This is a genomic window from uncultured Phycicoccus sp. (genome assembly GCF_947495705.1).
Classification (GTDB): Bacteria; Actinomycetota; Actinomycetes; order Actinomycetales; family Dermatophilaceae; genus Phycicoccus.
Map to the genome: position 1 here is coordinate 329,024 of NZ_CANLZR010000003.1, position 26,709 is coordinate 355,732.

Sequence of the window (26,709 nt, forward strand, 5' to 3'; positions counted from 1 at the left end):
TCGAAGAAGGGGTGTTCATGCGTGCCGTCATCGCCGCCGCCGTGACCGTCCTCGTCGCGCTCGTCGCGGTCCTCGCCGTCGCCCTCGGGTCGCGGGCGCAGCCGGTGCCGACGCGCGTGGAGTCGTCGTACACCATCGCCGAGCCGGTCTGCTCGGTCACCGACAAGCGCCTGGCGGGGATCAGCGGGATGGCGGTGCTCGACGGCGACCTGTGGGTCGTCGACGACCAGACGTCCTCGCTGTACCGGCTCGACGGCGGGTGCCGGGTCTCCGAGGTCGTCGACCTCACCCCTCGGCTGGAGGACCGCAAGGTGACGCTGCGCGACGTCGAGGACCTCGTCGCCGGCGTCGACGGATGGCTCTGGCTGGCCGACACCGGGGGCAACCGTGTCGACGGACGGTCGAGGGTCCAGGTCGTCGGCTACAACCCCGCCACCGACCGGGTGAAGAGCCTGCGGCTCGACTACCCGAGCGGCGCCCACGACGTCGAGGCCATGCTCGTCGGACTCGACGGACGCGCCGTGCTCGTCACCAAGGACGAGGAGGGCCCGGCCACCGTCTTCTCCACGCCTGACCCGCTGCTCGACGGCACCACCCAGGCGCTCGTACGCGAGGGCACGGTCGCCCTCGGCGGAGACGACGCCACGACTCCCGAACGCCTCGTCACCGGAGGGGCGGTCTCCGGTAGCGGTGTCCACGTGGCCCTCCGCACGTATGCCGCGGCCTGGGAGTACGACGTGCCGGACGGTGACATCGCCCAAGCGCTCGTCACGGCCACCCCGCGGGAGGTCCCGCTGCCGAAGAGCCGCCAGGGCGAGGCGTTGACCTACGACGCCGCGGCCACGGCGTTCCTCGCGACCACCGAAGGACTGCCCGCCGCGGTCGACCGGGTCGACATCGTGCGGGCTCGCGTCGAGGTTCCGTGATCCGACGCCGAGCGGTGGCCGCCGCGGCCGCGGTCGCCGTCGTCGCGGCCGTCGCGGCGACGGTCCAGGCCACGGGTGGGGCGATGAGCGACGCGGTACGGACCGCATCGGGGGCCGCGTCACCGGCCCCGATGACGCCGCTCGCGTCGACGCCGCCCGTGCTCGGCGTGCAGTACACGGCGTTGTGGGACGGGGTCGAGACCGCCGACCGTGAGCAGATGGTCGATGCCATCGCCGCATCGGGTGCCGGCTGGGTCCGCCTCGATGTCGGTTGGGCGGCACTCCAGCCGGACGGCCCGAATCGGTGGGACCTCGACTGGGGGGTCGCTCTGGTCGACGACGCCGTCGCGGTCGCGCGCGCGAAGGGGCTGCGCGTCCTCCTCACCTTCTACTGGGCACCCGAGTGGGCCACCGGCGGCGGTGGGAAGGCCGCCCACCCCTCCCCGGCCGCCTACGCCCGTGCCATTGGCTGGGTCGCCCAGCGGTGGGGCGACGACGTGGACGCATACGAGATCTGGAACGAGCCGAACGGCAAGCGCTTCTGGAAGCCCACCGATGCCGAGGCCTACACCCGGATGCTCAAGGCCGCCTACCCCGCCGTCAAGGCCGCCGACCCGTCGGCCCAGGTGGTGCTCGGTGGGCTGGAGTACGTGGACCTCGACTGGCTGCAGCAGCTGTACGACGCCGGGGCGGCCGGCTCGTACGACGTCCTCGCGGTCCACCCCTACCCGAGTCCAGGCGACCTCCCTCCCGGCGCCGCGCCGGACGGCACCCGTTACCGGTTCCGCAACCTCGACGAGCTCGTCGTCGTCATGCGCGAGCACGGCGAGGCCGAGGTCCCGGTCTGGCTCACCGAGGTCGGCTGGTCCGCCCACGAGAACGACGCCGACGCAGAGGTCTGGGCCCTCGGGGTGAGTGACGCCGACCAGGCGCGGTTCCTCTACGACTCTGTCCGCCTCGTCGCGAGCAGGTACCCGCAGGTGCAGGGATGGTTCTGGTACACCGTGCGCGACACCCGGCTGGGGGACGTGCACCAGGACGGGTTCGGGCTGACGCGCGCCGATGGCTCACGCAAGCCGGCGTGGTTCGCACTCCGGTGCGTGGCGTCCCGCGAGTGTGCCGATGCTCCCTGACGACGTCCGGCAGGCGCTGGCGTCCGTGGGCGTCGATCCCGATGTGCTGGAGGAGGTTCGCAAGCCCGGGCCCCCGCGTCCGATCCGTCGATGGCGCGGGGCGGATGTGCTCGTCGACGTCGCCACGTCCGAGCATGGGCGCCGGCTCGTCGGCCTCGAGGTCGAGGGCCGAGCCTGGGCGCAGGCCACAGGCGTGCCCGTCCCCGCAGTCCACGCCGTCGGGCTCGGAGGTGGCTGGATGGTGGGTGCGCGCGCTCACGGGGTGTCGTGCCGCGGCCCCGGCGCCGTCCGGGCCGCCCTGGACGCGGCCGACCGCATCGCCGCCTGCTCCGCGCCACGGCCCGCGCTTGCGCCCTCGACGTGGTCGGGGGACCGCCGCACGCTGCCCGTCCGCGTCGCGAGGTCCGTCGTGGGCGGGCTGCCGCTGCGCCGGTTCCGTGCGGCCCGGGCCGCTGCGAACGGCCTGACTGACGTCGTCAGTGGGCATGGAGACCTCTACCGCCGCAACGTGATCGCCGATGGCGACGACATCCGGGTCATCGACTGGGAGTTCCTGGGCGCCCACCCGCGCTGGAGCGACCACGTCCGGCTCTGGTCGACCCTCACCGACCCGGCCGACCGGGCGGTCGCAGTGGGGCACCTCGAGGACGTCGTGCCGCCCGCCGGGCACTGGCATCTGGCGGTTCTGGTCCGTCATCTGACCCTGCGCTTGCTTGCGGAGAATGTCGCTGCGCCCCCCAGGCACCGCAATTCCGACGACCTCGCCCACGCCCGGGCGATGGTCCTGGAGGGCGAGGAGCTCGCCCTCCAGATCAGTGGTTGACGCCGCAGGAGTGGAGGCCCGGCGCGACGAGGTGCGCCCGGTTCCGTTGTGCAGCAACCGTCCCCGGTGATGTGCGGAATCCGTTGCGCTGGCTCGTATCAGGACGGACCGTTGGGCACTCCTGACCACTGACAACTCCAGACGGCCGACGTGGCCGCCGCCGGTGGTCGTCCACATGGCCCGATCGGGCCGGTTGCGCGACCGTCCGGGGTGTGGGCACTATGGCCTTTTCCGCGACACCGCTCTTGCAGGGGGAGCTCATCGTGGCGTTCATTGACGACCTCATTTCACGACCGGCGTATCCGGTTGCCGCACGGCCATTTCCGATGGCGCCGCGCCTCGAGCGCTGGGTCAAGCGGACCATCGACGTGCTTCTCGCCTCCACGGCGCTGATGCTGCTCGCCATCCCGTTCCTCGTGGTGGCGGTCCTCATCAAGGCCGACTCGCACGGCCCGGTGTTCTTCCGGCACAGCCGGATCGGCGCAAAGGGCAGAACCTTCCGGATGTGGAAGTTCCGCACCATGGTCAGCGACGCGGAGGCCCGCCTCCGCGACCTCGCAGCCAGCGGAAACGTCTACAGCGCAGGGCCGTTCGTGAAGATCAGCGACGACCCGCGCATCACGCGCCTCGGGGCGTTCCTCCGGAAGACCTCCGTCGACGAGCTTCCACAGCTGCTCAACGTCCTGACGGGCGAGATGTCGCTCGTCGGCCCGAGGCCGCTCATCGCGGCCGAGGTCGAGGCGCTCGGCTCGGCCGGCGAGGAGCGGTTGAAGGTGCTCCCGGGCATCACCGGTCTCTGGCAGGTCTCGGGGCGGTCCACGACCACGGCGGACGAGCGTCTCGAGCTCGACCTCGAGTACGTCCGCCGGCGGGGCTTCGCCTTCGACCTGCGCATCCTCCTGCTCACCATCCCGGCGGTCTTCTGGCGTCGGGGGGCGATGTGAGCTCCTCACCGCGGCCCCGCGTCCTGCATGTGGCACAGCCGGTCACTGCCGGCGTTGCCGTGGCGGTCGCGGGGTACGTCAAGATGCTCGCCGCCGAGGGCTGGGACACTGTCGTGGCCTGCCCGCCGGGGGGCGAGCTCGCCGATGCCGCCGAGGCGGCGGGGGCCCGGTGGGTCCGCTGGGACGCCAGCCGCGGCCCTGGCCCGTCGTCGCTGCGTGAGGCGCGGGCGCTCGCCCGGGTGGTCGAGCAGGTGCGCCCCGACGTCGTGCACCTGCACAGCAGCAAGGCCGGCCTCGCCGGGCGGCTCGTGCGAGGCCATGAGGTCCCCGTGGTGTTCACCCCGCACGCGTGGAGCTGGCTCGGTGCCACCGGCCCGGTGTCCGTCGCGGCCCTCGGCTGGGAGCGGCTCGCCGCCGGGCGGGCATCGGCCGTCATGTGCGGCGCCGCGGACGAGGCCCGGGCCGGCCGCGCCGCCGGGCTCAGCGCCGCACGCTGGGAGGTCCTCACCAACGTCGTCGACGTCGACGACCTCCCGCCCGTCGGGCGGCACGCGGCCCGCGGTGAGCTGGGCCTGGCGCCCACCCGCCCCCTCGTCGTCTGCCCCGCCCGGGTCAGCCACCAGAAGGGCCAGGACACGCTGTTCGAGGCGTGGCGGCGTGCCGCACCCGAGGCCCAGCTCGTCCTCGTCGGCAGCATGGCCGGGGACGACGGCATCCTGGCCACGGCCCCGCCCGGCACGATCGTGGTCACGCCGCGCTCGCGGACCGAGGCCCTGCTGTGGTGTGCCGCGGCCGACCTCGTCGTGGCCCCGTCACGGTACGAGACGCTGAGCCTGGCGGTGCTCGAGGCGGCGGCCATGGGGGCCCCGGTCCTCGCGAGCGACGTCGGCGGGATGCGGGAGGCGCTTGTGGGCACGCCCGCCTCCATCCTCCCGCCCGAGGACGCCGGCGCTCTCGCGGCAACCCTCACCGACGCGCTGGCCCGCCGCTCCGAGCTCGCCGCGGCAGCCGAGCGCAGCGCGCCGCTCGTCCGCCGCCGCCTGCGGTCGACGTGGCTGGCAGGCGCCGGGCAGCTCGACCGGCTCTACCGCGACCTCATGACCGCGCACGTCTCACCCGTGCCCTCCATCTCCGCTCTCTCACGCGCGGCGACCACCGCGGTGTCGGCGACCTCACCGTCCCGGCTCCGCATCCCCGCTCGGCCCACGCCGCGCCACCACGACCGGACGACCAGTCCCGACGTGCATCACCCCGCCCCGGTCTCGTCCGGGGCTGTTCCCGCAGGAGGATCACGATGATCCGTCGTCTCGCTTGCGTGCTGGTCACAGCCGCATCGATGATCATCACCGCCCCGGTCCAGCAGGCGCCCGCCGTCGATGCTGGGATCGAGACCGTCACCGCCGCACCGCTCAGCACGTGGCAGACGAACGGGACGGTGTGGGCGATCCAGGTCGTCGGTGACGTCGCCTATGTCGGGGGCAGCTTCACGGCCGTCCGCCCGCCGGGTGCCGCGCCGGGGACGCAGGAGGTGCCGCGCCGGTTCGCGGCGGCCTTCGACGCCCGCACGGGTGACCTGCTGCCGTGGAACCCCGTCATCGCCGGGCCCATCACGACGTCCTCCGACAGCAACTGCCCCTCGGTCGGGGGCGGCAAGCGTGAGTGCGGCACGGTCTGGGACATGGACGTCACGCCCGACGGCGGCACCCTCTACCTCTCCGGGGACTTCGACAAGGTCGACGGCAAGTGGCGGATGGGGCTCGCGGGCTTCGACACCGCGTCGGGCCAGCTGACCAACGTCTACCGGGCCGGCATCTACGGGCGAGCGATGGCCGTCACCGCCACGAACACCACGGTGTACGTGGGCGGCAACTTCACCAAGCTGTCCGACGGCAGCCTGCGCAACCGTCTCGCGGCCTTCTCGCGGACCACCGGCGACACGCTGCCCTGGGCCCCGAGTGCCGACAACCTCGTCCGCAAGCTGAAGATGACGCCGGACGGCTCCAAGCTCGTCGTGGGCGGCAACTTCTCGACGATCAACGGCAGCGCCCCGCGCCGGCTCGCGGCCGTCGACCCCGTCAGCGGTGCCCGCGTGCCGTTCAACGAGACGAACAACTTCCACTCGGCCGCGTGGGTCACCGACCTCGAGACCTTCGGTGACACCCTCTACGTCACCGGCGAGGCGTCCGGCTCCGTGAACGAAGGTGTCGACGCCTACAACAGTGCGGGCGTCCGTCAGCACTTCGACAACTGCCTCGGCGCCTCGCACTCGGTCGCCGTCTTGCGGGGAGTCGTCTACGCCGGCTCGCACGCGCACAACTGCAACAGCATGGTCGACGGCTTCAGCGAGCAGTACCAGGGGACCAACCCCCAGACGGCACGCCGCTACAAGCTCCGGGCCGAGGTCGCCGTCGGTGGCGGCAAGTTCCAGCTCCTCAACTGGACGCCGCAGACCAACGACGGCAACGGGCCGCGCGAGATGGCCGTCGCCGGCAACGACATCCTTTGGGTGGGTGGCGAGTTCACCCTCGTCAACGACAACCAGCCGCAGCAGGGCCTGACCCGGTTCGCGTACAAGGACGCCGGTGGCACCCAGACCCCGCCGCGCGGTGGCGATGCGCCCACCGTCTACAGCGCAGTCCCCGGCCGAGCGACCGTCTCGTGGTCGACCGGCGAGGACCGCGACAGCCGGATGGTCACCTACCAGGTCATCAAGGACGGCAACACCGCGTCCCCGGTGTACTCGGTGACCACCGAGACCAAGCCGTGGTACCCGGGTGGGATGTCGTACGTCGACGCCTCGGTCACCCCGGGCTCGACCCACAGCTACGCCATCCGCGGGGTCGACGCCGACGGAAACAAGGGCCCGGTCTCGCCGGCGACGTCGTTCACCGTGCCGGGCGCGGCCCCGGCCCCGGCCGACGTGCCGAAGGCCGACGCGGCCCGCGTGTTCTACCCGCTCGACGAGACGGGTGGCTCCACCGTCCGCGATGTCGTCAGCAACCGCTCACTGGCGGTCGGTAGCCGGGCGTACCTCGGCCAGGCGGGGGTGCCCAACCTCCCCGGCACGGCGGTGCGGCTGGACGGCCGCAGCGGCGGCGCGCTCGCCGACCAGAGCAACGAGTGGGGCCGGAAGCTGGCCAGCGTCGAGCTGTGGTTCAACACGACCACCAACTCCGGCGGCTACCTCGCCGGGCTCGGCAACTCCCGCAGCACCACGGGGACCTCCAGCACCACCGACCGGATCCTCTACATGACGAACGACGGACGGATCACCTTCGGTGTCTCCAGCGACGTCCGCCGCACGATCACCTCGGGTCCGGGGCTCAACAACGGGCAGTGGCACCACGTCGTCGCGACGGTCGACTCGCTCGTCGGCACGACGCTCTACGTCGACGGCGTCGCCGTGGGCACCGAGCCCGACGCGCACAGCATCGCCCGTCTCAACGGCTACTGGCGCATCGGGGGCGACACCCTCAGCGGGTGGCCGTCCCGCCCGTCGAGCGACTGGTTCGCCGGGACGATCGACCAGTTCGCGCTGTACGACTACCCGATGACCTCCGGCCAGGTCGTGCGGCACCGCGACGCGGCCAGCGGCCCGGTCGCCGACACCCAGGCACCGACGGTGCCCGACGGCGTGGCAGCGTCGGTCAACGGCTCCACCGTCACGGTCTCGTGGCAGGCCTCCACCGACAACGACTCGATCGCCGAGTACCGGGTCTACCGGGGCTCGTCGGCCGGCTTCACCGCCAACGCCGGCTCGCTCATCGCGAGCACGGGGTCGCTGTCCACGGTCGACGCGGGGCTCGCCCCGGGCACCTACTACTACAAGGTGGCCGCGGCCGACCCCGCGGGCAACGTGAGCGCGGCGTCCTCGGCGGTCTCGGCGACCGTCCAGGCAGCCCCCCCGACTCCGACGGCCCTCGGGCCCACCGAGGACACCTGGGTGAACTCGACCATCCCCGGCGCCACCGCCGGTGGCAGCTGGGTCATGCGCGTCCGCGCTGGAGCCAATCCGCAGGTCTCGTATCTGAAGTTCCGCATCCCGGCGGTCCCGGAGTGGGCGTCCCTGCAGTCGGCGACGTTGCAGCTGTCGACCTCGGCGAACAGCTGGGCGTCCACGGCGGAGGAGCAGCAGATCCGGCTCGTCACCGACTCCTCGTGGTCGCAGTCGACGATGACCTGGCCCACGGCGCCGGCGGTCTCGGCCACCGTCGTCGGGTCGCTGCCGAGCATCGGCGTCGACGACACGAAGACCATCACGCTCGACGCGGCGACCCTGGCCGCGCACGCCGGCCAGGACATCAGCCTGGCCATCGTCGGGACCGGCGGTGACAACGCCGAGTTCGATACGAGCGAGGCGCCGGCCGGCTCACCCGTCCTCACCGTCGTGATCGGCTGATGGCCATGCGCGGGCGTATCCGGGCAGGTCTGGTCTCCATCTCGGCGGTCCTGGCCGTCATGGGCTCGCTCCTCTCTCCCGGCTCTGCGTCCGCGGCCATCGACGACGACACGCCGCTGGCGTCGTGGCGCCCCGACAACGGCATCACCTACGCGATGGTGCGCGCCGGCGACACGATGATCATCGGCGGCGACTTCTCGTGGATGAAGGCACCGAACGGGGCGGTGACTCGGCGGTACGGGCTGGCGGCGATCAGCCTCACGACCGGCGACCTGCTGCCCTGGGCGCCGGCGGTGTCGGGCACGGTGCGCTCCCTCGAGCTCTCCTCGAACGGGGCCGACGTGTTCGTCGGCGGGACGTTCTCGAGCATCGGTGGCGCCACCCGGGCCAACCTCGCGCGGGTCAGTGTGTCCTCGGGCCAGGTGTCGTCGTGGCGGGCCGACACCAACGGCCAGGTCTGGGACCTGGCCCTGCACGACGGCGACCTGTACGCGGTGGGGTCGTTCTCCCAGGTCAGCGGCCAGTGGCGGAGCCGCGGCGCTGCCGTCGACCCGTCGAGCGCAGCCCTGCGGGACTGGAACCCGCGGGCCAACGCCGGCATCCGGTCGGTCGCCTTCGGGCCCACCGGCCAGACGGCCTACCTCGGTGGGGCGTTCACGACCCTTGGCGGGGACGCGCGCCAGTACGTCGGCGCGGTCTCGGCCGACACGGGCGACGTCACCTCGTGGCTGCCCCGCAGCTCGTGCAACGACGCCAACAACCCCTGCTACGTCTTCGACGTCGTGGTCACCGACACCCTCGTGTACCTCGCCGTCGGCGGGCCGGGTGGCCGGGTCACCGCCCTCGACCGCAGCAGCGGCTTCGAACGGTGGTGGATGGGCGCCGACGGCGACGTCCAGGCCCTGAAGCTCAGCGGTCGCAAGCTCTTCGTGGGCGGGCACTTCAGCGACTCGTTCGCGGGGTCCAACCGGGCCGGGGTCGCCGTCCTCGACTCCCAGAGCGGGGCCGTCCTCCCCGACTTCACGGCCTCGGTCGTCGGCTGGTCCGGCGTCTGGTCGATGTCCCTCGACGAGTCCAGGTTCGGGATCGGCGGCCACTTCGAGACCGTCAACGGGGTGACGACCCGGCGGTACGCCGCCTTCGCGGTGCTCCCCGACCCCGCCGACACCTCGCCCCCCACCGCGCCGACGTCGCTGCGGGCCCCCGCGGTCCTCTCCGACGAGATCGCGCTGTACTGGTACGAGTCCCAGGACAACGTCGGCGTCTCCCACTACGTCGTGCTGCGCGACGGGGTCGAGATCGGCGAGACGAACAAGCCGTTCTTCCGCGACCGGACCGTGCTGCCCGGGACCCAGTACCGCTACACCGTCCGCGCGGTCGACACCTCGGGCAACAGGGGCCCCGCGAGCTCGGCGGTCACCGTCACCTCCGAGTCGGCACGGGCGCTGCTCATCGGGTCCTCGACCCCGGTCCGCTTCTGGTCCACCGGCAACCTGCCGTCCGGGGCCTGGACCACCGTCGGGTACAACGACGGCGGCTGGTCTGTCGGGGCCGGCGAACACGGGTACGGCGACGGCGACGAGGACACCTTCATCAGCCCCCTCGGCGTCGCGCACTACTTCCGGACGGCCTTCACCATTCCCGACCTGTCGGCGGTCTCGAACCCGCGGCTTCGGCTGCTCCTCGATGACGGCGCCGTTGCCTACCTCAACGGCAGCGAGCTGGCCCGCGAGAACATGCCCTCGGGGACGATCAGCAACTCCACGCTGGCGTCGAACGGCATCGGCGGGTCCGGCGAGATGGACTGGTCCACCTACACGATCCCGGCGGGCCGGCTCGTGCAGGGCGCCAACGTCCTCGCGGTCGAGGTACACAACTCCTCGTCGTCGTCGTCCGACATCAGCTACGCCGCCCGGATCGAGTACACCGCGCAGGCCGCGCCGGCCACGCCGACGGGGCTCGCGGCCACGGCACAGTCCTCGTCGTCGGTCGGGCTGTCGTGGAACCCGTCGGCAGGGGCCACCAGCTACCTCGTGCAGCGCGGAACCACGACGATCGCCACGGTGGCATCGACGTCCCACGTCGACACCGGGCTCAACGCGGACACGACGTACAGCTACCGCGTCATCGCCACGAACAGCAACGGCTCCAGCGCCCCGAGCTCGTCGGTGTCGGTCACGACGCCGGCCGCTCCGGCGCCACCGCCCGCACCCGGCGCGCCGCAGCTGTCGGCCGTCAGCTCCACGAGTGTCCAGCTGGGCTGGACCGCTGTCACCGGCGCCACCGAGTACGAGGTCCGCCGCGACGGCCAGGCCGTCACGACGACGTCGAGCACGTCCTACCTCGACACCGGCCTCACGCCCGAGACGTCGTACAGCTACCGCCTCGTCGCCAAGAACGGGTCCGGCTCCAGCCAGCCCGGACCCTCGGCCTCGGTCACGACCCCGGCGGCACCGGCCGCCCCGCCGCCGGTCCCCACGGGCCTGGCCTCCTCGGGCGTGACGTCCACGGCCGCCACGATCTCGTGGCAGGCCGCCGCCGGTGCCGACTCGTACACGGTGCGTCGTGACGGCACGGCCGTCGCGAACGTCGCGGGCACGACGTACACCGACACCGGGCTCTCTGCCGACGTGGCGTATGCCTACACGGTGGTCGCGACCAACGGCAACGGCTCGAGCGCGCCGAGCAGCGCGCTGTCGGTGCGGACCCGGACCCTGCTCCTCAGCGGGGACGAGTGGCGGATGAACGGCAGCGGCGCCGACCTCGGCACCGCGTGGCGAGCGCCGTCGTACAACGACTCGAGCTGGCAGCGCGGCCCGAGCCAGTGGGGCTTCGGCGACGGCGACGAGCGCACCGTCCTGACCTGGGCGAGCAACCCGCGGCCGATCACCGCGTACGGCCGCACAACCGTCGACGTCGGGCCCAGCACGGCCGGGATCACCGGGCTGCAGATGCGGATCCTCGTCGACGACTCGGCCGTCGTCTACGTCAACGGCACCGAGGTCTACCGGTTCAACCTGCCCGACGGGCCGATCGCGTACGACACCCGGGCGCTGCGGTACGTCGCCGGCGGCGAAGAGGACTACTGGCGCACCATCGACCTCCCCGCCGACGCCCTGGTCCCGGGCCAGAACGTCATCGCCGTGGAGGTCCACCAGGACAAGCCCAGCTCGAGCGACATCTCGCTCGACATGGAGCTGAGTCCGGTCCGTTGACCCGGCGGGCCCGGGCGTGGCGAGACCCCGGGCCCGTCGTCAACGCAGTGTCACGAGCGCGGAGGTGTCCTCGTCCGGCAGGTCGGGGTCAGCGGTCGCGGTGACGCTCAGCGTCGGTGCCCCGGTGACGGCGCCGAGCGTCGTCATCAGGGCCACATCGGTCGCGTCGCGGCCGGTGCCGCTGCGCACCATCGACAGCCGCGGCGCCAGATGGGTCGCGTCGACGACGTACCAGCGGTCCTCGAGCGCGACCTCGACGACGGCGTGGGCGTCCATCGGGGACAGTCCCGGGGCGTAGACCGAGACGTACCGGGCCGGGATCTCGAGGGCCCGGCACGCCGTGACGACGAGGTGGGCGTAGTCACGGCACACGCCCTGGCCGGTGAGCAGCGGGGCCAGCGCGTCGTCGGTCGGGCCGGTCGAGCCCGGTGTGTAGACGGTGCGTTCGGACACCCAGTCGACGACCCGCTGCACCCGGGTCGCGGCGTCGGTGATTGCCCCGAACTGGCCCGCGGCCCAGCCGCCGAGACGGTCGCTCGGGCAGTAGCGGCTCGGGAGGACATAGGTGAGCCGGTCGACGTCGGTCACCGGGGCGGCCTCGGACGGCCCGCTCGTCGGGACCGTGGCGGTGTAGCGGATCGTCAGGGTCCCGGTCGGCGCGTCGACGACATGCACCCGGGTGCCGTGCGGCAGGTGCAGCACCCGGGCATCCAGAGGGCCGTCCGGCCCGGTGGCCACGAGCCGGTCGTCCGCCCCGAGGTGGTCGGCGACCGCGAGACACAGGGCGAGGCCACCGGCGGTCTCGACGTCGGCGGACAGCGCGACGTCGACGACGACGCGGTCCGGGCCCTCGGCGTGCCCGGTCATGAGCCGCTCGCCCGTCGGACGAAGGCCGCGAGGTCCTCGCTCTGCTGGCGTCGGCTGTCGTCGTGGAGATACATCATGTGTCCCGCCGGGTAGTAGGTGTGCTCGATGTTGCGGGTGAGCTCGGGCGGGAGCCCGAGGCGCGAGAACGTCTCGCGGGCCGCGAAGTACGGGGTCGCGCCGTCGTGCCAGCCGTACGCGACGTGCACCTGGAGGTGCGGGTTGGCTCGCATCGCCCGGGTCAGGCGCCTGGTCACGTCGACGGGCTTGCCCTCGAACTCCTTGTACGACCACTCCTCGTGCGCGCTCGTCGACAGCTGCTCGTACGGCAGGTCGCTCTCGTACCCCAGCTCGGCGCGCACGTAGTGGTGCCAGGCAGCGACGTACGGCCCGGTGATCGCGTCCATGCTCGGGTCGGCCTCCATCGTCTCCGCGAGCGCGTTGCCGGCGGGCCCGGTGAAGCGGCCGTCGATGCGGCCGACGACCTTGCGCTCGCGGCGGAGCAGCTCGGCGAAGAAGTGCAGGTGCTCGATGCGCAGGTCGGCGAGGTCGACGTACTCCACGCTGAGCCCGGTGAGCCCGGCCAGGGTACGCACGGCCTGCTCGCGCTCGGGGCCGGTGAGGCGGTCGCCGCGGGAGAGCACCCACGGGTAGGTGTGCTCGGCGTACTCCTCGGCCTCCTCGAGCACCGAGGCGAGCGACCGCGTGCCGTGCTTGCCGTGGTAGTGCGCGATGGCCGCGTACGTCGGCAGGAACCCGACGTGGCCGCGGTCCTCCGGCTCGTGCAGCCCGATGGAGCCGAGGTCGAGGACGCTCGAGATGAGGGCGACGCCGTTGAGGTACATGCCGCGCCGGGTCTGCAGGTGCTCTGCGAGGGCGGCCGCGCGGACCGTGCCGTAGGACTCGCCCGCGAGGAACTTCGGTGAGAGCCAACGGTTGTTACGCGTCGTCCACAGCCGGATGACCTCGGCGACGCTCTCGATGTCGCCGGTGAAGCCGTGGTACGGCGCTGCCTTGCCGCCCTCGACCGCCCGCGAGTACCCGGTGGAGACCGGGTCGATGAAGACGAGGTCGGTGACCGGCAGCAGGCTCTCGAGGTTGTCGGTGAGGCCGTACGGCGGGGTCTCCAGCGACCCGACGTCCCCGGAGACGACCCGCCGCGGGCCGAGCAGGCCCAGGTGCAGCCAGATCGAGCTGGACCCCGGGCCGCCGTTGAAGGCGAAGAGGACCGGCCGGGGGCGGTCGCCGGTCGGCTCGGCGACGTAGGAGGTGAGGAAGACCTCGGCCTTGGGCTGGAGCCCGCTGAACGTGCCGTCCTCGGAGACCTCCTCGCGCAGGACGATCCGGCCGGTCGTGGCCGTGTACGCCAGCGCCTTGCGGCCCCGCCCGAAGGTGTGCTCGGTGGTGACGAGGTCGTCGGTCGGGGGAGCGGGCGCCGGCGTCGACGGCTGGGCCTTCTCGGGGGTCGCCGGGGCGTCCGGGGTCGTCTCGGCCATGGGCCGACCCTACTGGCCGCCGAACCAGCCGAGTCCCTCGGCGACGAGCAGGAGGCCGAAGACGGCGAAGAGCGCGGCCGCCCCGTACCGGACGGCCTTCTCCGGCAGCGTGCGGCCGAGCACCGCGCCGACCCCGATGGCGAGGGCGTCGGCCGCGACCATGCCGACGGTGCTGCCGACCCAGGTGCCGAACCAGTCCTCCCGGGTCGCGAGGGTGACGGTGGCGAGCATCGTCTTGTCGCCGAGCTCGGCGAGGAAGAAGGCCGTGCCGACCGCCAGGACCGCCGCGCCGGTGCTGCGCCGGGCTTTGGCGGCTTCGTCCTCGGTCAGCTCGTCGCCGCGCAGGGTCCACACGGCGAAGCCGAGGAACGCAAGGCCGGCGACGACGGCCACGGCTCCCTGGTACGGGGCGAGGGCCGTGCCGACGGCGGCGCCCAGGGCCACCGAGGCCAGGTGCACGATCGCGGTGGCGACGGTGATGCCGACGAGCACGTCGCGGACCCGGTAGCGGGTGGCGAACGTCATCGCCATGAGCTGGCTCTTGTCGCCGAGCTCGGCGACGAAGATGACTGCGGTGCTCAGCAGGAAGGCGTTCATGCGCGGGCGGTCTCCATCGGGCCCCACGCTAGTCGGCGGCGTCGGCGTGAGGCTCGGCGGGGACGAGCGACGAGAACATGCCGCCTGCCCCCCCGCGCTCACGGCATGTCCTCGTCGTTCGACGAGTGGTATGGCTCACGGCATACCCCGGGCGGACCCGTCGTTGGACCTGCTCGTGACCATCTCCCCGCTTGCCGAAGAGGTACCGATGACCGACAGCACCGCCGCCCGCCCCGACGCCCCCCGTGAGGTGCGGCTCGTCAGCCGGCCGGTCGGCTGGCCGACGCCGCTGGACTTCGAGCTCGTCGCGAGCGAGGTGCCCGACGTCGACGAGGGTCAGATCCGGGTCCGCAACGTCGTGATGTCGGTGGACCCGTACATGCGGGGCCGGATGAGTGCTGCGAAGTCGTACGCCGCGCCGTTCGAGCTGGGGGAGGCGATGAGCGGCGGCGCCGTCGGGGTCGTCGAGGAGTCCCGCGCCGAGGGGTTCGCCCCGGGCGACCACGTGCTGCACGGGTTCGGCTGGCGCGAGGTGGCCGTGCTCGACGCGTCCGGTGCTCGGGTCATCGACGGCGAGGCCGCCCCCGCGTCGGCGTACCTCGGGGTGCTCGGGATGACCGGGCTCACCGCGTACGCCGGGCTCACCCGCATCGCCGACATCCGGGAGGGTGACGTCGTGTTCGTCTCCGGTGCCGCGGGTGCCGTCGGCGGCGCCGTGGGGCAGATCGCCAAGGCGCTCGGCGCCTCGCGGGTCATCGGCAGTGCCGGTTCGCCCGAGAAGGTGCGCCACCTCGTCGAGGACCTCGGCTTCGACGCCGCGTTCGACTACAAGGCGGGTCGAGTGTCCGCGCAGCTGCGCGAGGCGGCTCCCGACGGCATCGACGTGTACTTCGACAACGTCGGTGGTGGCCACCTCGAGGCGGCCATCGGCTCGCTGCGGCTCAACGGCCGGGTCGCCGTCTGCGGGATGATCTCGGTCTACAACGACACCGAGCCCGCCCCGGGCCCGCGCAACCTCGCCCGCCTCATCCAGACCCGTGGCCGGATCCAGGGCTTCCTCGTCGGCGACCACTACGACCTCGCGGGCGAGTACTTCGGTCAGGCGGCGGGCTGGCTGGCCGACGGCACGCTCACCTCGCGGGAGACCTTCGTCGACGGCATCGAGAACGCCGTCGACGGGTTCCTCGGGGTGCTCAAGGGGGAGAACACCGGGAAGATGGTCGTCCGCCTCTGATCGGCGGGGACCCGGGGAGGCGCCGTGCTCGTCGAGCAGCTGGACCAGTGGTGGGACATGTCCGACCCGGCCGGGTCGCGTGAGCGCTTCGAGGCGGCGCTCGCCGGGTCCGAGGGTGACGCGGCCTTGGTGCTGCGCACCCAGGTGGCCCGGACGTTCGGCCTGAGCGGGGACTTCGACCGGGCCCGCGAGACGCTGTCGGCGATGCGTGACGAGGTCGATGCGGCCGACCCCGAGGTCCGGGCGCGGTTCTGGCTCGAGTGGGGGCGCTGCGCGGCCTCCGCCGCGCACGATCCGGCCGCGATCACCGATGCGGCTCGGGCCGAGGCCGATTGTTCGTACACCCGCGCCGCCGAGGCCGCGCACGAGGGCGGGCTCGACGGGCTCGAGGTCGACGCCCTGCACATGCTCGCGTTCATTCCCACCGAGGCGGGCGAGCGGATCCGGCGCGGCCGCGTGGCGCTCGCGCTCGCCCTGTCGTCGGACCAGCCGGAGGCGCGCCGCTGGGAGGCCGGGCTCCGCAACAACCTGGGGTACGAGCTCGCCACCGCCGGTGTGCACGACGCCGCGGCCGTCGAGCTCGGGCAGGCGCTTGCCCTGACCCGTGACGGTGGGGACGACGAGGCGGTGCGCATCGCCGAGTGGATGGTCGCCTGGAACGCCCGGCTGGCCGGGGACCTGGACACCGCTCTCGGCATCCAGCGACGGCTCGAGGCCGAGTGGGAGGCGGCCGGCTCGTCGGACCCGTACGTCTGGTCCGAGCTCGCCGCCATCCACGACGCGCGCGGTGACGCCGAGACGGCCGAGCGCTACCGCCGCCTCACCTCGTAGGTCCAGGCTGCGGGCTGCTACTGGAGAGCGTGCTGGACACTCCCTGGGCGATTCCTGAGACGTTGCTGAATGCCCGTCGCCTCGGCGACGGCATCATCTTCCGATTCCCCGTCGGGCTGGGCCCGGTGGGGCTACGCTCGCCGCTTATCACGACCGCACGTGAACCGCAGGGGCTGTGGTCTCACCGCGGCGGCCACCGGCCGCTTCGACTCGAGGAGAACCTGCATGAACTCCCTGCCCCGCAAAGCCTGGGTCGTCACCGGAGCGCTCGGCGCCATCGCCCTGACCGGGTCGGTCGCGGCCTCCGCGACCGCTGCCGAGACGGCGTCCCGGACCAGCGCGACGAGCAAGGTCGCCACGGCCTCGGCCGCCGTCGAGAGGGCCACCGCGGCCCAGGAGAAGGCCGCGGCCAAGGCTCGGGCCGCCAAGGCGAAGGCTGCCGAGACCCGCGCCGCGGCGGCGAAGGCCGCCGCCGCCAAGGCCGCCGCGAAGGCCAAGAAGGCCAAGGCCGCCGCCAAGAAGGCCAAGGCCGCCGAAGCCAAGGCACGGGCCGCCGCCGCGAAGGCAGCGGCAGCGGCGGAGTCGCAGGACGCGACCGTGTCCGCGGCCTCCCCGGCCTCGGCCGTCACGCCTGCCAGCCCGGCATCGGCGCAGAGCGCGGCTTCCCCGGCGAGCGCCCCGAGCGCCGCCAGTGGCGCCAGTGCCGCATCGCCGGCCAGCGCGTCCAGCCCCGCTTCCGCGCCCAGCGCCGACTGACCCGATCGCCCGTGCGCGCACGCCGGAGGCCCCTGAATGCGCCGAGGGGACCACGGCGTGCGCGTCGGTGAGGCGGACGTCCTCGCGCTGCTCACCGGCCCCGACGCCCGCGACGTGCTCGACCTCGCGCTGAACACCGCCGGTGTCGCGGTGACAGACCACCGCGTCCACGCCGTCCAGCACCGGCCCGGCGACGGTGTCACCGTGGGCTACCGCGTGTGGGTCAGCGCAGGAGACGCCGACGCCGATGACCGCGTGGCCGAGGAGTACATGCTGGTCAGCTCGACAGCCGGCCGCGACGTGCCCGACGACAGCCCGGGCGTCGTGCGCCTCGATGGGCCCGACGGTCGCCTCCTCGTCTGGCGGCACCCCCAGGACCCCGCCCTGCCGGCACTCGGGACGGCCTGCGTTCCCGCGACGGTCGAGCCGCTGGTTCCGGGGGAGGGCCCCGTCACCGATCTCGTCCTCGTCGGCTACCGCCCGCTGCGCCGCGCGGTGCTCCGCGTCGAGCGGGGCGACACGACGGCCTACGTCAAGGTGCTGCGACCTGCCGGACGCGGTGGCGCCCCGGACGTCCTGCACCGCCACTGCCTGCTGGCGGCGGCCGGCGCGCCGGTCCCGCGGGTGCTCGCCTCGAGCGCGGACGGGCTCGTGGTCCTGGAGCGCGCACCGGGCATCCCGTTGGTCGACGCGGTCGGTGCCGACGACGCCGAGGGGCTCGAGCTCGCCGACCTCCTCGCTGTCCTGGACGCCCTGCCTGACGCCGTCGTCGACCTGCCACCCCGGCCGGCGTGGTCGCAGCGCGCGAAGGACTATGCGTCCGCCGTCGCGGCTTCCGGTCGATGGGGTGACCGGGCGACCGCCTTGGGGGCGGCCGTGCGCGAGCGGTCCGCTGTCGTCGACCTCGGGCCGGTCGTGGCGACCCACGGCGACTTCCACGAGGGCCAGCTCACCGTGCGTCGGGTCGCGGGGCGGTGGCGGGTCGCCGGTCTGCTCGACGTCGACACCGTCGGTCCGGGGCACCGGGTCGACGACCTGGCCTGCCTCGTGGCGCACGCGCTCGCCCTCGGTCCGGCCGGTGCCGTGGTGGCCGAGCGATGGGAGAACCAGGCCCGCGAGGTCGTCGATCCCGCCGCGCTGGGGGTGCGGACGGCCGGCGTGCTGCTCTCGCTCGTGGCAGGCGCGGTACATGCGACCGGCAGTGCGGTGTCGGTGGAGGGCCTGCTCGACGCGGCCGAGGCGCGGCTCGACCCCTGACGCCTGCGGCTCGCGAACCGGGGTGCAGGCGCCCGCGCGTAGCCACAGCGGTGCGACGAATGGGGGTGGGGACGCCGGTTTCCCGCGCCGCTGAGTGCAGCCCTGCGGAGGGCCCCGCCACGTCGACGATGCGGGACGGGCGGCGACGACCCGCTGGCGAGGGAGCTCGCGGCGCGCTTCCCGGCACCGGCGTCCCGGGCGGCAGGCGCGCTTCCTCGACCTGTCGTGACCCGGGCCCAGCCGATAGCCTGTGTGGATGGTCCCCCGGGACCAGGACGCACGTCATTTCGGACGTCGGGACGCCTATGCGCGAATATCCGTACTCCTTCCACGTGGCCCTCGACGGGAACGGGCTCAACGGCCTCGAGGGACGGGCCGGCGTGTGCCTCTTCCGGTACGACCCGGCCAGCGGCGACCACGCCTACAAGGCGAGGTACTTCGGCGGCGCCTCCGGGGGCCACGCCCCGAGTGTCGACCCGAGTCGGCGCGTGGGCTTCCTCGGCAACACCGGCCAGCACCTGCTGTTCTACGACCTCGCCACCCTCGACGAGGCCGACCGCATCTCCACGCTGCGCTTCGAGGTACCGGACACGACGGCCAAGAGCAGCACCCACCTGGTGTGGCTCGACGAGACCGAGTTCGTCACCAGCATCGGCGAGCACCTGTGGAAGTTCGACGTCAACCGACTGGCCAAGGCGGACCTCATCGCGCCTCACCAGGTCAAGGTGCCGCACGCGATGAAGCGCACGGCATCCGGCCGCTACATCGTCTACGGGGGGATGGACCACCCCGAGCGAGGTGAGGCCCGCGAGGTCGGGATCCTCGACACCCACAGCGGGGAGGTCCGGCACGTCACGCTGCCCACGACCTGCTGGCACCTCGTCTGCCACCCCGTGCTCGACGTCTTCTATGCCATCAGCTTCCGCGTGCACCCTGCCGATCGCAGCGACTACGGCCACTGGGGGACGGCGTGGCTGCGCCAGTACGCCTTCGAGGTCGACGCGGAGCACGGCCAGGTGCTGCGCCACTGGGCGGCAGACCGGGATGTGCCGGCGCACATCAACTCCGACGTGACGATCTCGGACTCCGAGCTGATCTTCTGCACGGGGGGCAGCCAGACGGTCGTCCTCGTGGACCTCGCGACGATGACGCAGCACCGGCTCATCGACGAGAACCCCGGGCCGCTCGGCTCGTGGGAGTTCCCGCGGCAGTCGCTCAACACGGTCGGCGAGAGCTTCGTCCGCGGCAACTTCTTCACCAACTCCCACCTCTACGGCGAGGCCCTGCGAGTCAGCCGCGGCTCGCTCATCGACGGCATCTATGCCTGCCAGCTCTCCGCGGACCAGACCCTGCTCTTCACCGCCAACCGTGGGCAGAACCACATCACCGTCTACGACTACCCGTCCCTGCGCTTGCGCGACCGGATCGTCATGCCTGACCTGCACGAGCTGGACGACGGCCTGGCCGAATGGGCGGACCCCCGGCTGGGGTTCCACCACTCCTACCTCGTCAGCCCCGAGCCGGCCGTCCGCGCCGAGCCCGCTGCCCGCCCCGACCCCGACCCCTCACGCCCAGGAGGCCGCCATGGCTGACTTCTCCGTCGACACCTCGGTCATCGGCCCCGTCGTCAGCGACGTCACCGCCGACGTCACGAGCACCCTGGCCGGCCTCGACGACATGAGCCTCACCCTGGCTGGAGGTACGACGACGACACTGGCCGGTGGGACGACGACGACGCTCGCCGGCGAGAACACCGTGCACTCGGACGCGACGATCACCCTTACGCCGGTGACGACGACCTCGAGCGTGGACCTCAAGCCGGTGGCGCTCGACTCGTGCGTCCGGCTCGAGCTCGCGCCGGCACCGCCCACCGAGGTGCACTCGCCCTACGAGCAGCGCTGGGCCTGGTCGGTCATGGGGTTCGAGCTCTTCGCCCTCACCGTCCAGGGCTCGATGTCGACGCACGTCCGCCCGGAGCCGCACGGCGCCACGGTGATCGAGCTCTGACCGGCCATGGCCACCGCGCGACGCTCGAAGCGATCAGCCCCACCGACCGACGCCATCGTCCTCAGTGGCCCACCGACGAGCCTGCACGCGACGGTCACCGTCGAGAACACCTCCGAGGGACGTCTCGCGGTCCGCGGCGCCACGCTCCACCTCGACGACGGGACGCCGGTACCCGGGGTCGCGGGGGCGGTCATCAGCGCCGGCTCCACCGCGAGCCTTCCGGTCCGGGTATCGCTCGACCCGACGACGGCACCGGGCACGTATGCCGCGGAACTCGAGGTCAGCGGGGCACGCCGGTCCGCCGTCATCCGGGTCCAGACCCGGCTGGCCCTGTCGGTGAGCCCCGACGAGGTGCTGGCTGTCGCCGGGCGGCATCCGATCGATCTCGACGTCGCCAACGACGGCAACGTCGCCATCCCCCTCGCCCGCCGGGTGGTCGCCCCCACCGACGACGGGCGAGGGGAGCCCGGCCCCGAGGTCACCCTCGAGGTCGACAACCCGACGACGCTCGAGCCCGGCGACCAGGTGACCCTCTCGGGCCGGCTGGACGTCCCCCACGGCCTCGACCCGGCCCGCCGGCACGCCGCCCGGGTTCCGGTCGGCGTCGCCGACCTCGTCGTCCTCGTGCTCCCTCACACAGAAACGGAGACCCCGTCATGACCACCAGTGCCCCCGATCTCATCACGACCTTGACCACCGGCTGGGCCGACGCGGTCCAGCAGTGGTCCGACCAGTCCCAGGCCATGTGGGAGCAATGGGGAGTGGCCCCGTGGGCGCCCCCGGCCGGCCCCCGGCCCTCCGGCCGTCGAGCAGGAGGGTCGCGTCCGCGGCACCGGCCCGGCCATGAGCACCACCCGGGGCACGAGCGGCACGACCACGGCTGCGAGTGCGAGACCGACGTGTGTGCGTGCTGCGTCCCCGACGCCGACATCGTCCTGCACGCCCGGGCGGGGGAGCGGCGCGTCATCCCGTTCGTCCTGCACAACCGGTGGCGCCGGGACCGAGAGGTCGGCGTCGAGGTCGGGCCCTGGCACCGCTGCAGTGGTGCGGAGCTGAACATCCAGGCCGAGGTCGACGGCGAGGGGTTCACCCTGGGGCCGTGCGAGGACCGGGTCGTGCGGCTCCTCCTGACCGTTGCCAGTGCGGACGAGGCGGACGAGGCGGCCGAGGCGGAGGAGAAGGGCGAGCCGCCGGTCCGGTTCGCCGACGTCGGTCAGTGCTCGAGCGCGTACGCCGATGTGCGGTTCGAGGGGTGCGCGCGCCCCCAGCGGGTCGCCGTCGTCGTCGAGCCCGCCGCGTGCAACGCGGTCGAGGTGGGGTGCGACTGCGGGTGCTGCTGACGAGGACGGTGGAGATGCTTCCTGCACGGACGAGCGGAGAGGACCAGCGATGAATTCACGCACGACGGATCCCGAGGAGAGCCTCGCCCGGCTGGGCGAACTGGCGCGTCGAGCGCTCCAGGCGCAGGCCGACGCCGCCAAGCAGTCCATCGAGCTCGGCCGGGCGGTCCTCTCGCCCGGCGCGGACCCGGGTGCCACCGGCCGCGCCTGGGCGGAAGCGGTGGGTCGGGAGGGAGCGCGCTACTGGCGTGAGGTCGGGACCCTGGGAATGGACGTGGCCGGGCAGGTCGTCACCATCGGCAGCCGCAGCGTCGCCCGCGTGCTCGGCGAGACCCAGGCAGCGGTCGACCGCACCCGCCGGCAGCGCTCGTCGGGTGGCTCGGCCGGCTCCGCGGGCGCGGCCGCTCACGACGACGCTGCCGAGCCGGCCACTGGCCGCCCGGTCGCCGAGCGCCGGTCAGCGGCCGCGAACGCGGCCGCGAGCCCGGCGCCGCACGTCGCCGTCGGCCTCCGTGCGGCACCCGGAGGGACCGCCACGGGGACGGTCGTGCTGGCCAACCAGCACGCCCGGGCGCGACGGGTCGTCCTGACGCCGGGCGAGGTCCTGCGGGAGCCGGCCCGCGACGTCGCGCTCCCGGTGCGGGTCGACCCGGCCGGGGTGACGATCCCCGCGCACGGCGAGCAGACCGTGACCGTCGAGGTCGCCGTTCCCGAGGACGTGGTCCGCTCCGGTGAGCGGTACGTCGGGGAGATCCAGGTCACCGGGGGCGTCGAGGCGGTCGTCGACGTGGTGATCGACCTGGACTGAGTGCGGACCCCGGGGCGCGGGCGGGTACTCCACCGGTTCCGGCAGCCTGCTCGTCCACGCAGTCGACCGGCCTCGGGATGAGCGGCCGGGCGGACCGCACCTCCGGCGACATCCGCAGTCCCTCGCGGACCCAGCGGGGCAGTGACTCGTCCAGCGCGAGCCACGCCAGGGACGCCGCCACGGCGGTCCGCGCCGGTCGAGGCGCGTAGCCCAGGGCCTCGGCACGCGCCGAGGTGTACCAGTAGTAGCGACCCACGGTTCGCGCCTCGTCGGTCGTCGACAAGGGGGCGGTACCGGTCACGCGGCCCCAGGCCTCGGCCGCGGCCGAGGCGAGCCACGCGGAGGACGAGGGCGCCTCCAGGAAGGGGCCCGGGAGGCCGGCGAGGTCGGCGACGAGGGAGTGCAGCTCTCGCCAGGTGAGGTCCTCGCCGCCGAGGAGGTACCGCTGCCCCGGCTCGCCGCGCTCGAGGAGAGCAAGATGTCCGGCGCCGACGTCCCGCGCATCGACGACGTTGCAGCCGCCCGGGTAGGTGCTGCGCGTCGGGTCGAGGAGGTAGCGCAGGACGATGGCGTTGCTCGGGCCGAGACGCGAGAACGGCCCCCCGAGGACGATGGTCGGCAGGGCCAGGACGAGGTGGAGGCCTTGGCGGTCGGCCTCGGCCAGCGCGACCTGCTCCTGTCGGACCTTGCTCGCGTAGTAGGCCGGCGCCGGTTCGTCGCCCAGCCGGTCCGCCTCCGTCCGGGTCGCGGGCTCGGCGCTGGACCCTCGGGTGACGGCTGAGCTGGTGACGACGACCCGTCCCAGGCCCGCGGCCGCTGCGGCCTCGACGACGGTGCGGGTGCCGTCGACGTTGACCCGGACCACCTCGTCGGCCTTGTCCTTCCCGTAGCTGTAGACAGCGGCGCAGTGGACCAGCGCGTCGGCGCCGTCGAGGGCGCGGGCGAGCCCGTGCGGGTCGCCCAGGTCGGTTCCGCACGTGGAGAGGGGGCCGGTCGAACCGAGCGCACGGATTCGCTCGGGCAGGGCGCGACCGGGCCGGCACACGGCGACGACGTCGTGCCCGGCGTCGAGGGCCTCGCGCGCGACGTGGTAGCCCACCAGGCCGGTCACCCCGGTGACAGCGACCCTCATCGCCGGTCCCGCCCGCCCCGCACGTGCCGGAAGCCGTGGACGTCGACCTCGTCGGCCTCGGGGGTCCTGCTGCTGCGCTCCCCGGTGCTTCCCACCGGGTCGGGGTCGAGGCCCGACCGCTCGCTCACCCAGTCCTGGGCGGCGGTGAGCAGGAGCTCGACGGACCGGGTGAGCAGGGGCTCGTCGGGGTCCGGAGGCGGGCGCCCGATCCGGAACCCGCGGCCCTCGAAGCGCGCCTCGAGGTTGTCGAAGGTCGTCGTGAAGAACCGCCGGTAGGCCTCCTCGAGGAGGGGGTTGCGCACCTCCGGCACGAGGGTCAGGTCGAGCCCCTGCCACGATGGTGGGAGGGTGAACAGCTGCCGTCCCCGGACGGTGGCCAGGGTGCCGGTCCCGGTGCGGGTGAACGTCAGCGACCCGTCGTCGTGAGCCGCCGAGCTGTTGGGGCTGCGGACGGTCCGCCAGAGCAGCCGGTGCTCGTCCGGGCGGCGCTCGACGAGCTCGATCTTGCACACGTCGATCGGCTCGCCGCCCCACGCCGCGAGGTAGTTCGGTTGCGGCAGGTACAGGTTGCGCTCGGCCTGCCGGACGCGGGTGGTCCACTCTCCGGCCGGGGCGGGCCCGAGCTCGACCCGTCGTCCGCCGAGGTAGTCGGCCATCAGGGCGATGCCCTCAGCCACGTCGACCCGGGCGACGAACTCGTCGAAGTCGGCGGCGATCTCGCGTCCGACCTCGAAGACCGTGGCGCCGTCGACGAGCGTCCACCGCATTTCGCCGTCCGCAGGCGCGGGGAGCCCGGCGAGGGCGTCGTCGATGACGGCGAGGAACGTCGGCAGGTCGTCGTAGTCCTCGTTCGGGTGGGCCGCGGGCTCGAAGCCCAGCGGGACGACGCGGTGGGGGACGCGGTCCTTGTCGAGGTTGACCGACCAGGCGCGGTCGGCCACCGAGGCGGTGGCCACCCCGGCGAGGAGCCCGACGAGCGCGCCCTGCCCGACAGGGTCCGCGGCCGCGGCGACGGCCGGGGTCAGCACCGCCCGGACCGCCGCCATGACCGGGTCGTCAGCCGTCGCCCCGTCGTCCGGGCCGCCGATGCTCGCCGCGAGCACTCGCTCCAGGCGCCGGTCGACGGTGGCCAGCCGGGCGGCCTCGACGGCGAGCGGGTGGGGGCGGGTTACGTCGGCGAACCGGGTGACGTCACCCCGGATCCGCCCACGTGGCGGCCCGATCTCGGAGAGGGCGCGTTCGACGAGCCGGGAGGCCCCCCAGTCCACGCCGAGCAGCGACGCCAAGGCCGTGTCGGCGAGCAGCGCGTCGCTCGTGACCACCACGGTGGCCGTGTCACTCGGATGGGCCAGCCGCGCCCCGTCGGCGCCGCCGCTCGTGGCAGTGGCGTCGAGGACGCACAGCGACGGGGCGAGGTGGCGAACGACATCGACCACGACGTCCGCGGGCTCGGCGCCGCCCACCTCGGGTGCCACGCCGGTCAGCGCGTCGAGGCATCCGGCATAGGTCTCGAGCAGGTCGGTGACGGCACGACCGACGACGACCCGGGTGCTAGCGCCGGCCCACCGCCGCGAGACGGGTCGTCCGTCGAGGACGCTCGACGGCGGTCCCGGGGCGGGGATCGTGTCGTCACCGAGGTCGGCGACCTCGTAGGCGCGCCCGGAGGCGGTGCGCCCCGTCAGGCCGGCCAGGTGGGCGAGGCCGCTCACCGAGCGATGGCCGCGGTCTCGGTCCTGGGCCGACAGCGAGGACCCGAGGGTCACGTCGGTGCAGCCCGCGTCGATGAGCGCATCGACCACGTGCTCGAGAACCTCGCGCGAAACGGGCGTCGGTTGGTGCAGCCGGGCACAGACGACGGCGCGGCCGGTGCGCGCGCCGAGCAGGTCATTGAGAGCTGGACGCAGGGTCGTGTCGAGTGACCCGCCATCCAGGCCGCGCAGCACGACGCCGCGGCCGGTCCGGTCGAGTCGCTCGTCCGTGCGCCTCATCGGACCATGAAACCACTCTGCCCGCTCCGGGGTGCGCCCTGCGCTGTCGCCGGGGCGGGCTCCCAACGCCCTGCAGAGGTCACGGGCCACCCCCTGCTGGCGGTGGTCGGGCCGCTCGGGACGACGCGATCGGTGCTGCGAGATGACGGACCCCGTGGGTACCCATCGACGTCCTCCACTCGATGAGCGGCGACCGTGACGGGCCGAAAAGGCCTGCCGTACAGCGGAGATGGTGGGCCCCGTGGGGCTCGAACCCACAACCTACGGATTAAAAGTCCGCAGCTCTACCGATTGAGCTAGAGGCCCGCGCGGCCCCGTGGTGAGGCGGGTCCGCGACGGCCGTCAGTATGTCGCACCGGCGCCAGCGTGGGCGCCACGGGGATGTGGGTGAAAACCGTCGGATAGGCGATGGTCTTCACCCACATCTCGATGCGAGCAGGTGTGGTTGCGGGGTCAGGCGGCGCAGTCGCGGCAGAGGTTGGTGCCGGGCTTGGACTCCTGCGACCGGTGGACGAGCAGGAAGCAGCCCATGCACGAGAACTCGTCGGCCTGGCGCGGCACGACGTGCACCTCGAGGGAGAGGTCGGACAGGTCGGCGCCGGGCAGCGTGTGCCCGTCGGTGGCCTCGCTGTCCTCCTCGAGGAGGTCGATCGGCGTGCGTGAGCGGGCGGCGTCGAGCTCGACGAGGGAGTCGCTCTTGTCCTCTTCGCCCTCACGGACCCGGGGAGCGTCGTAGTCAGTTGCCATGGTCGGCACCTTCCGTCGTGGTGTGCGGGTCGTTGCCGACCCCGGGGCCCCTGAGTATGTCGCGGTCGAGGGGATTCGTCAAAGGTTTGTCTAACTTGCGGCCCAGGAGCGACCGGTGCTGCGTGATGCGTGCTTCTGGGCGTACCGGTCCGCGACGCTCATGCCCGGTCAACGCCGGGAGGTGCGGGGTTGTGCCCGGTCGAGGCTGGGAG

22 protein-coding genes and 1 tRNA gene are annotated in these 26,709 nt (G+C 73.1%); 16 read left to right on the forward strand and 7 right to left on the reverse strand.

Going from position 1 to position 26,709, the window contains the following annotated elements:
- Positions 1 to 17 precede the first annotated feature (17 nt).
- The 7 genes from Q0963_RS06705 (at position 18) to Q0963_RS06735 (ending at position 11,440) form a co-directional block, all read left to right on the forward strand.
- Complete coding sequence (locus tag Q0963_RS06705; protein WP_299444483.1) at positions 18 to 926, forward strand: hypothetical protein; 909 nt, start codon at positions 18 to 20, stop codon at positions 924 to 926.
- Positions 923 to 2,059 (forward strand): cellulase family glycosylhydrolase, encoded by a 1,137-nt coding sequence (locus Q0963_RS06710; RefSeq protein WP_299444485.1) that lies wholly within the window; start codon positions 923 to 925, stop codon positions 2,057 to 2,059. The genes Q0963_RS06705 and Q0963_RS06710 overlap by 4 nt, the downstream gene beginning before the upstream one ends.
- Positions 2,049 to 2,882, forward strand: coding sequence for a phosphotransferase (locus Q0963_RS06715; protein WP_299444487.1), 834 nt, complete (start codon positions 2,049 to 2,051; stop codon positions 2,880 to 2,882). Before Q0963_RS06710 ends, Q0963_RS06715 begins: the two co-directional genes overlap by 11 nt.
- Before the next feature lie 326 nt (positions 2,883 to 3,208).
- Positions 3,209 to 3,826: a sugar transferase gene (locus Q0963_RS06720; protein WP_299444489.1), complete on the forward strand. Its 618-nt coding sequence runs from the start codon at positions 3,209 to 3,211 to the stop codon at positions 3,824 to 3,826.
- 29 nt (positions 3,827 to 3,855) lie between these two features.
- Positions 3,856 to 5,124, forward strand: coding sequence for a glycosyltransferase family 4 protein (locus tag Q0963_RS06725; RefSeq protein ID WP_299444491.1), 1,269 nt, complete (start codon positions 3,856 to 3,858; stop codon positions 5,122 to 5,124).
- Positions 5,125 to 5,162: 38 nt separating this feature from the next.
- The gene (locus tag Q0963_RS06730) at positions 5,163 to 8,225 is read left to right on the forward strand and encodes a LamG-like jellyroll fold domain-containing protein (protein ID WP_299444493.1); all 3,063 of its coding nucleotides are present in this window, start codon (positions 5,163 to 5,165) and stop codon (positions 8,223 to 8,225) included.
- A 5-nt stretch (positions 8,226 to 8,230) separates the two neighbouring features.
- A complete protein-coding gene (locus Q0963_RS06735; RefSeq protein WP_299444495.1) occupies positions 8,231 to 11,440 on the forward strand; it encodes a fibronectin type III domain-containing protein in 3,210 nt (1,069 codons plus the stop codon).
- 39 nt (positions 11,441 to 11,479) lie between these two features.
- On the opposite strand, the gene Q0963_RS06740 is transcribed toward Q0963_RS06735, so the two are convergent.
- The 3 genes from Q0963_RS06740 to Q0963_RS06750 are packed head-to-tail and all read right to left on the reverse strand — an operon-like array spanning position 11,480 to position 14,397.
- Positions 11,480 to 12,307: a transglutaminase family protein gene (locus Q0963_RS06740; RefSeq protein WP_299444497.1), complete on the reverse strand. Its 828-nt coding sequence runs from the start codon at positions 12,305 to 12,307 to the stop codon at positions 11,480 to 11,482.
- Positions 12,304 to 13,800: a S10 family peptidase gene (locus tag Q0963_RS06745; RefSeq protein WP_299444499.1), complete on the reverse strand. Its 1,497-nt coding sequence runs from the start codon at positions 13,798 to 13,800 to the stop codon at positions 12,304 to 12,306. The genes Q0963_RS06740 and Q0963_RS06745 overlap by 4 nt, the downstream gene beginning before the upstream one ends.
- 9 nt (positions 13,801 to 13,809) lie before the next feature.
- On the reverse strand, positions 13,810 to 14,397 hold the full coding sequence (locus tag Q0963_RS06750) for a TMEM165/GDT1 family protein (protein WP_299444501.1): 588 nt from the start codon (positions 14,395 to 14,397) through the stop codon (positions 13,810 to 13,812).
- 208 nt (positions 14,398 to 14,605) lie between these two features.
- Here Q0963_RS06750 and Q0963_RS06755 point away from each other — a divergent pair, with 208 nt between their 5' ends.
- The 9 genes from Q0963_RS06755 (at position 14,606) to Q0963_RS06795 (ending at position 22,630) form a co-directional block, all read left to right on the forward strand.
- The gene (locus Q0963_RS06755) at positions 14,606 to 15,631 is read left to right on the forward strand and encodes an NADP-dependent oxidoreductase (RefSeq protein WP_299444503.1); all 1,026 of its coding nucleotides are present in this window, start codon (positions 14,606 to 14,608) and stop codon (positions 15,629 to 15,631) included.
- Positions 15,632 to 15,655: 24 nt separating this feature from the next.
- Positions 15,656 to 16,462, forward strand: coding sequence for a hypothetical protein (locus Q0963_RS06760; RefSeq protein ID WP_299444505.1), 807 nt, complete (start codon positions 15,656 to 15,658; stop codon positions 16,460 to 16,462).
- 225 nt (positions 16,463 to 16,687) lie between these two features.
- Positions 16,688 to 17,218 carry a hypothetical protein gene (locus tag Q0963_RS06765; RefSeq protein WP_299444507.1) on the forward strand — a complete coding sequence of 177 codons (531 nt, stop codon included), beginning with the start codon at positions 16,688 to 16,690 and terminating at the stop codon, positions 17,216 to 17,218.
- Positions 17,219 to 17,275: 57 nt separating this feature from the next.
- Complete coding sequence (locus Q0963_RS06770; RefSeq protein WP_299444509.1) at positions 17,276 to 18,475, forward strand: phosphotransferase family protein; 1,200 nt, start codon at positions 17,276 to 17,278, stop codon at positions 18,473 to 18,475.
- A gap of 305 nt (positions 18,476 to 18,780) precedes the next feature.
- Positions 18,781 to 20,067 carry a hypothetical protein gene (locus Q0963_RS06775; protein ID WP_299444511.1) on the forward strand — a complete coding sequence of 429 codons (1,287 nt, stop codon included), beginning with the start codon at positions 18,781 to 18,783 and terminating at the stop codon, positions 20,065 to 20,067.
- Positions 20,060 to 20,482: a hypothetical protein gene (locus tag Q0963_RS06780; RefSeq protein WP_299444513.1), complete on the forward strand. Its 423-nt coding sequence runs from the start codon at positions 20,060 to 20,062 to the stop codon at positions 20,480 to 20,482. The genes Q0963_RS06775 and Q0963_RS06780 overlap by 8 nt, the downstream gene beginning before the upstream one ends.
- A 6-nt stretch (positions 20,483 to 20,488) precedes the next feature.
- Entirely contained in the window at positions 20,489 to 21,142 is a 654-nt protein-coding gene (locus Q0963_RS06785) for a hypothetical protein (RefSeq protein WP_299444515.1), read from the forward strand.
- Entirely contained in the window at positions 21,139 to 21,822 is a 684-nt protein-coding gene (locus tag Q0963_RS06790) for a hypothetical protein (RefSeq protein ID WP_299444517.1), read from the forward strand. Before Q0963_RS06785 ends, Q0963_RS06790 begins: the two co-directional genes overlap by 4 nt.
- Before the next feature lie 49 nt (positions 21,823 to 21,871).
- Complete coding sequence (locus tag Q0963_RS06795; protein ID WP_299444519.1) at positions 21,872 to 22,630, forward strand: hypothetical protein; 759 nt, start codon at positions 21,872 to 21,874, stop codon at positions 22,628 to 22,630.
- Here Q0963_RS06795 and Q0963_RS06800 read toward each other — a convergent pair.
- The 4 genes from Q0963_RS06800 to Q0963_RS06815 form a co-directional block, all read right to left on the reverse strand.
- Positions 22,581 to 23,762 carry an NAD-dependent epimerase/dehydratase family protein gene (locus Q0963_RS06800; protein WP_299444521.1) on the reverse strand — a complete coding sequence of 394 codons (1,182 nt, stop codon included), beginning with the start codon at positions 23,760 to 23,762 and terminating at the stop codon, positions 22,581 to 22,583. The two genes, Q0963_RS06795 and Q0963_RS06800, sit on opposite strands and share 50 nt — an antisense overlap.
- On the reverse strand, positions 23,759 to 25,750 hold the full coding sequence (locus Q0963_RS06805; protein ID WP_299444523.1) for a hypothetical protein: 1,992 nt from the start codon (positions 25,748 to 25,750) through the stop codon (positions 23,759 to 23,761). The genes Q0963_RS06800 and Q0963_RS06805 overlap by 4 nt, the downstream gene beginning before the upstream one ends.
- A 230-nt stretch (positions 25,751 to 25,980) precedes the next feature.
- Positions 25,981 to 26,056: transfer RNA gene (locus Q0963_RS06810), tRNA-Lys, on the reverse strand.
- 147 nt (positions 26,057 to 26,203) lie between these two features.
- A complete protein-coding gene (locus tag Q0963_RS06815; RefSeq protein WP_299444525.1) occupies positions 26,204 to 26,497 on the reverse strand; it encodes a DUF4193 family protein in 294 nt (97 codons plus the stop codon).
- Positions 26,498 to 26,709: the final 212 nt, after the last annotated feature.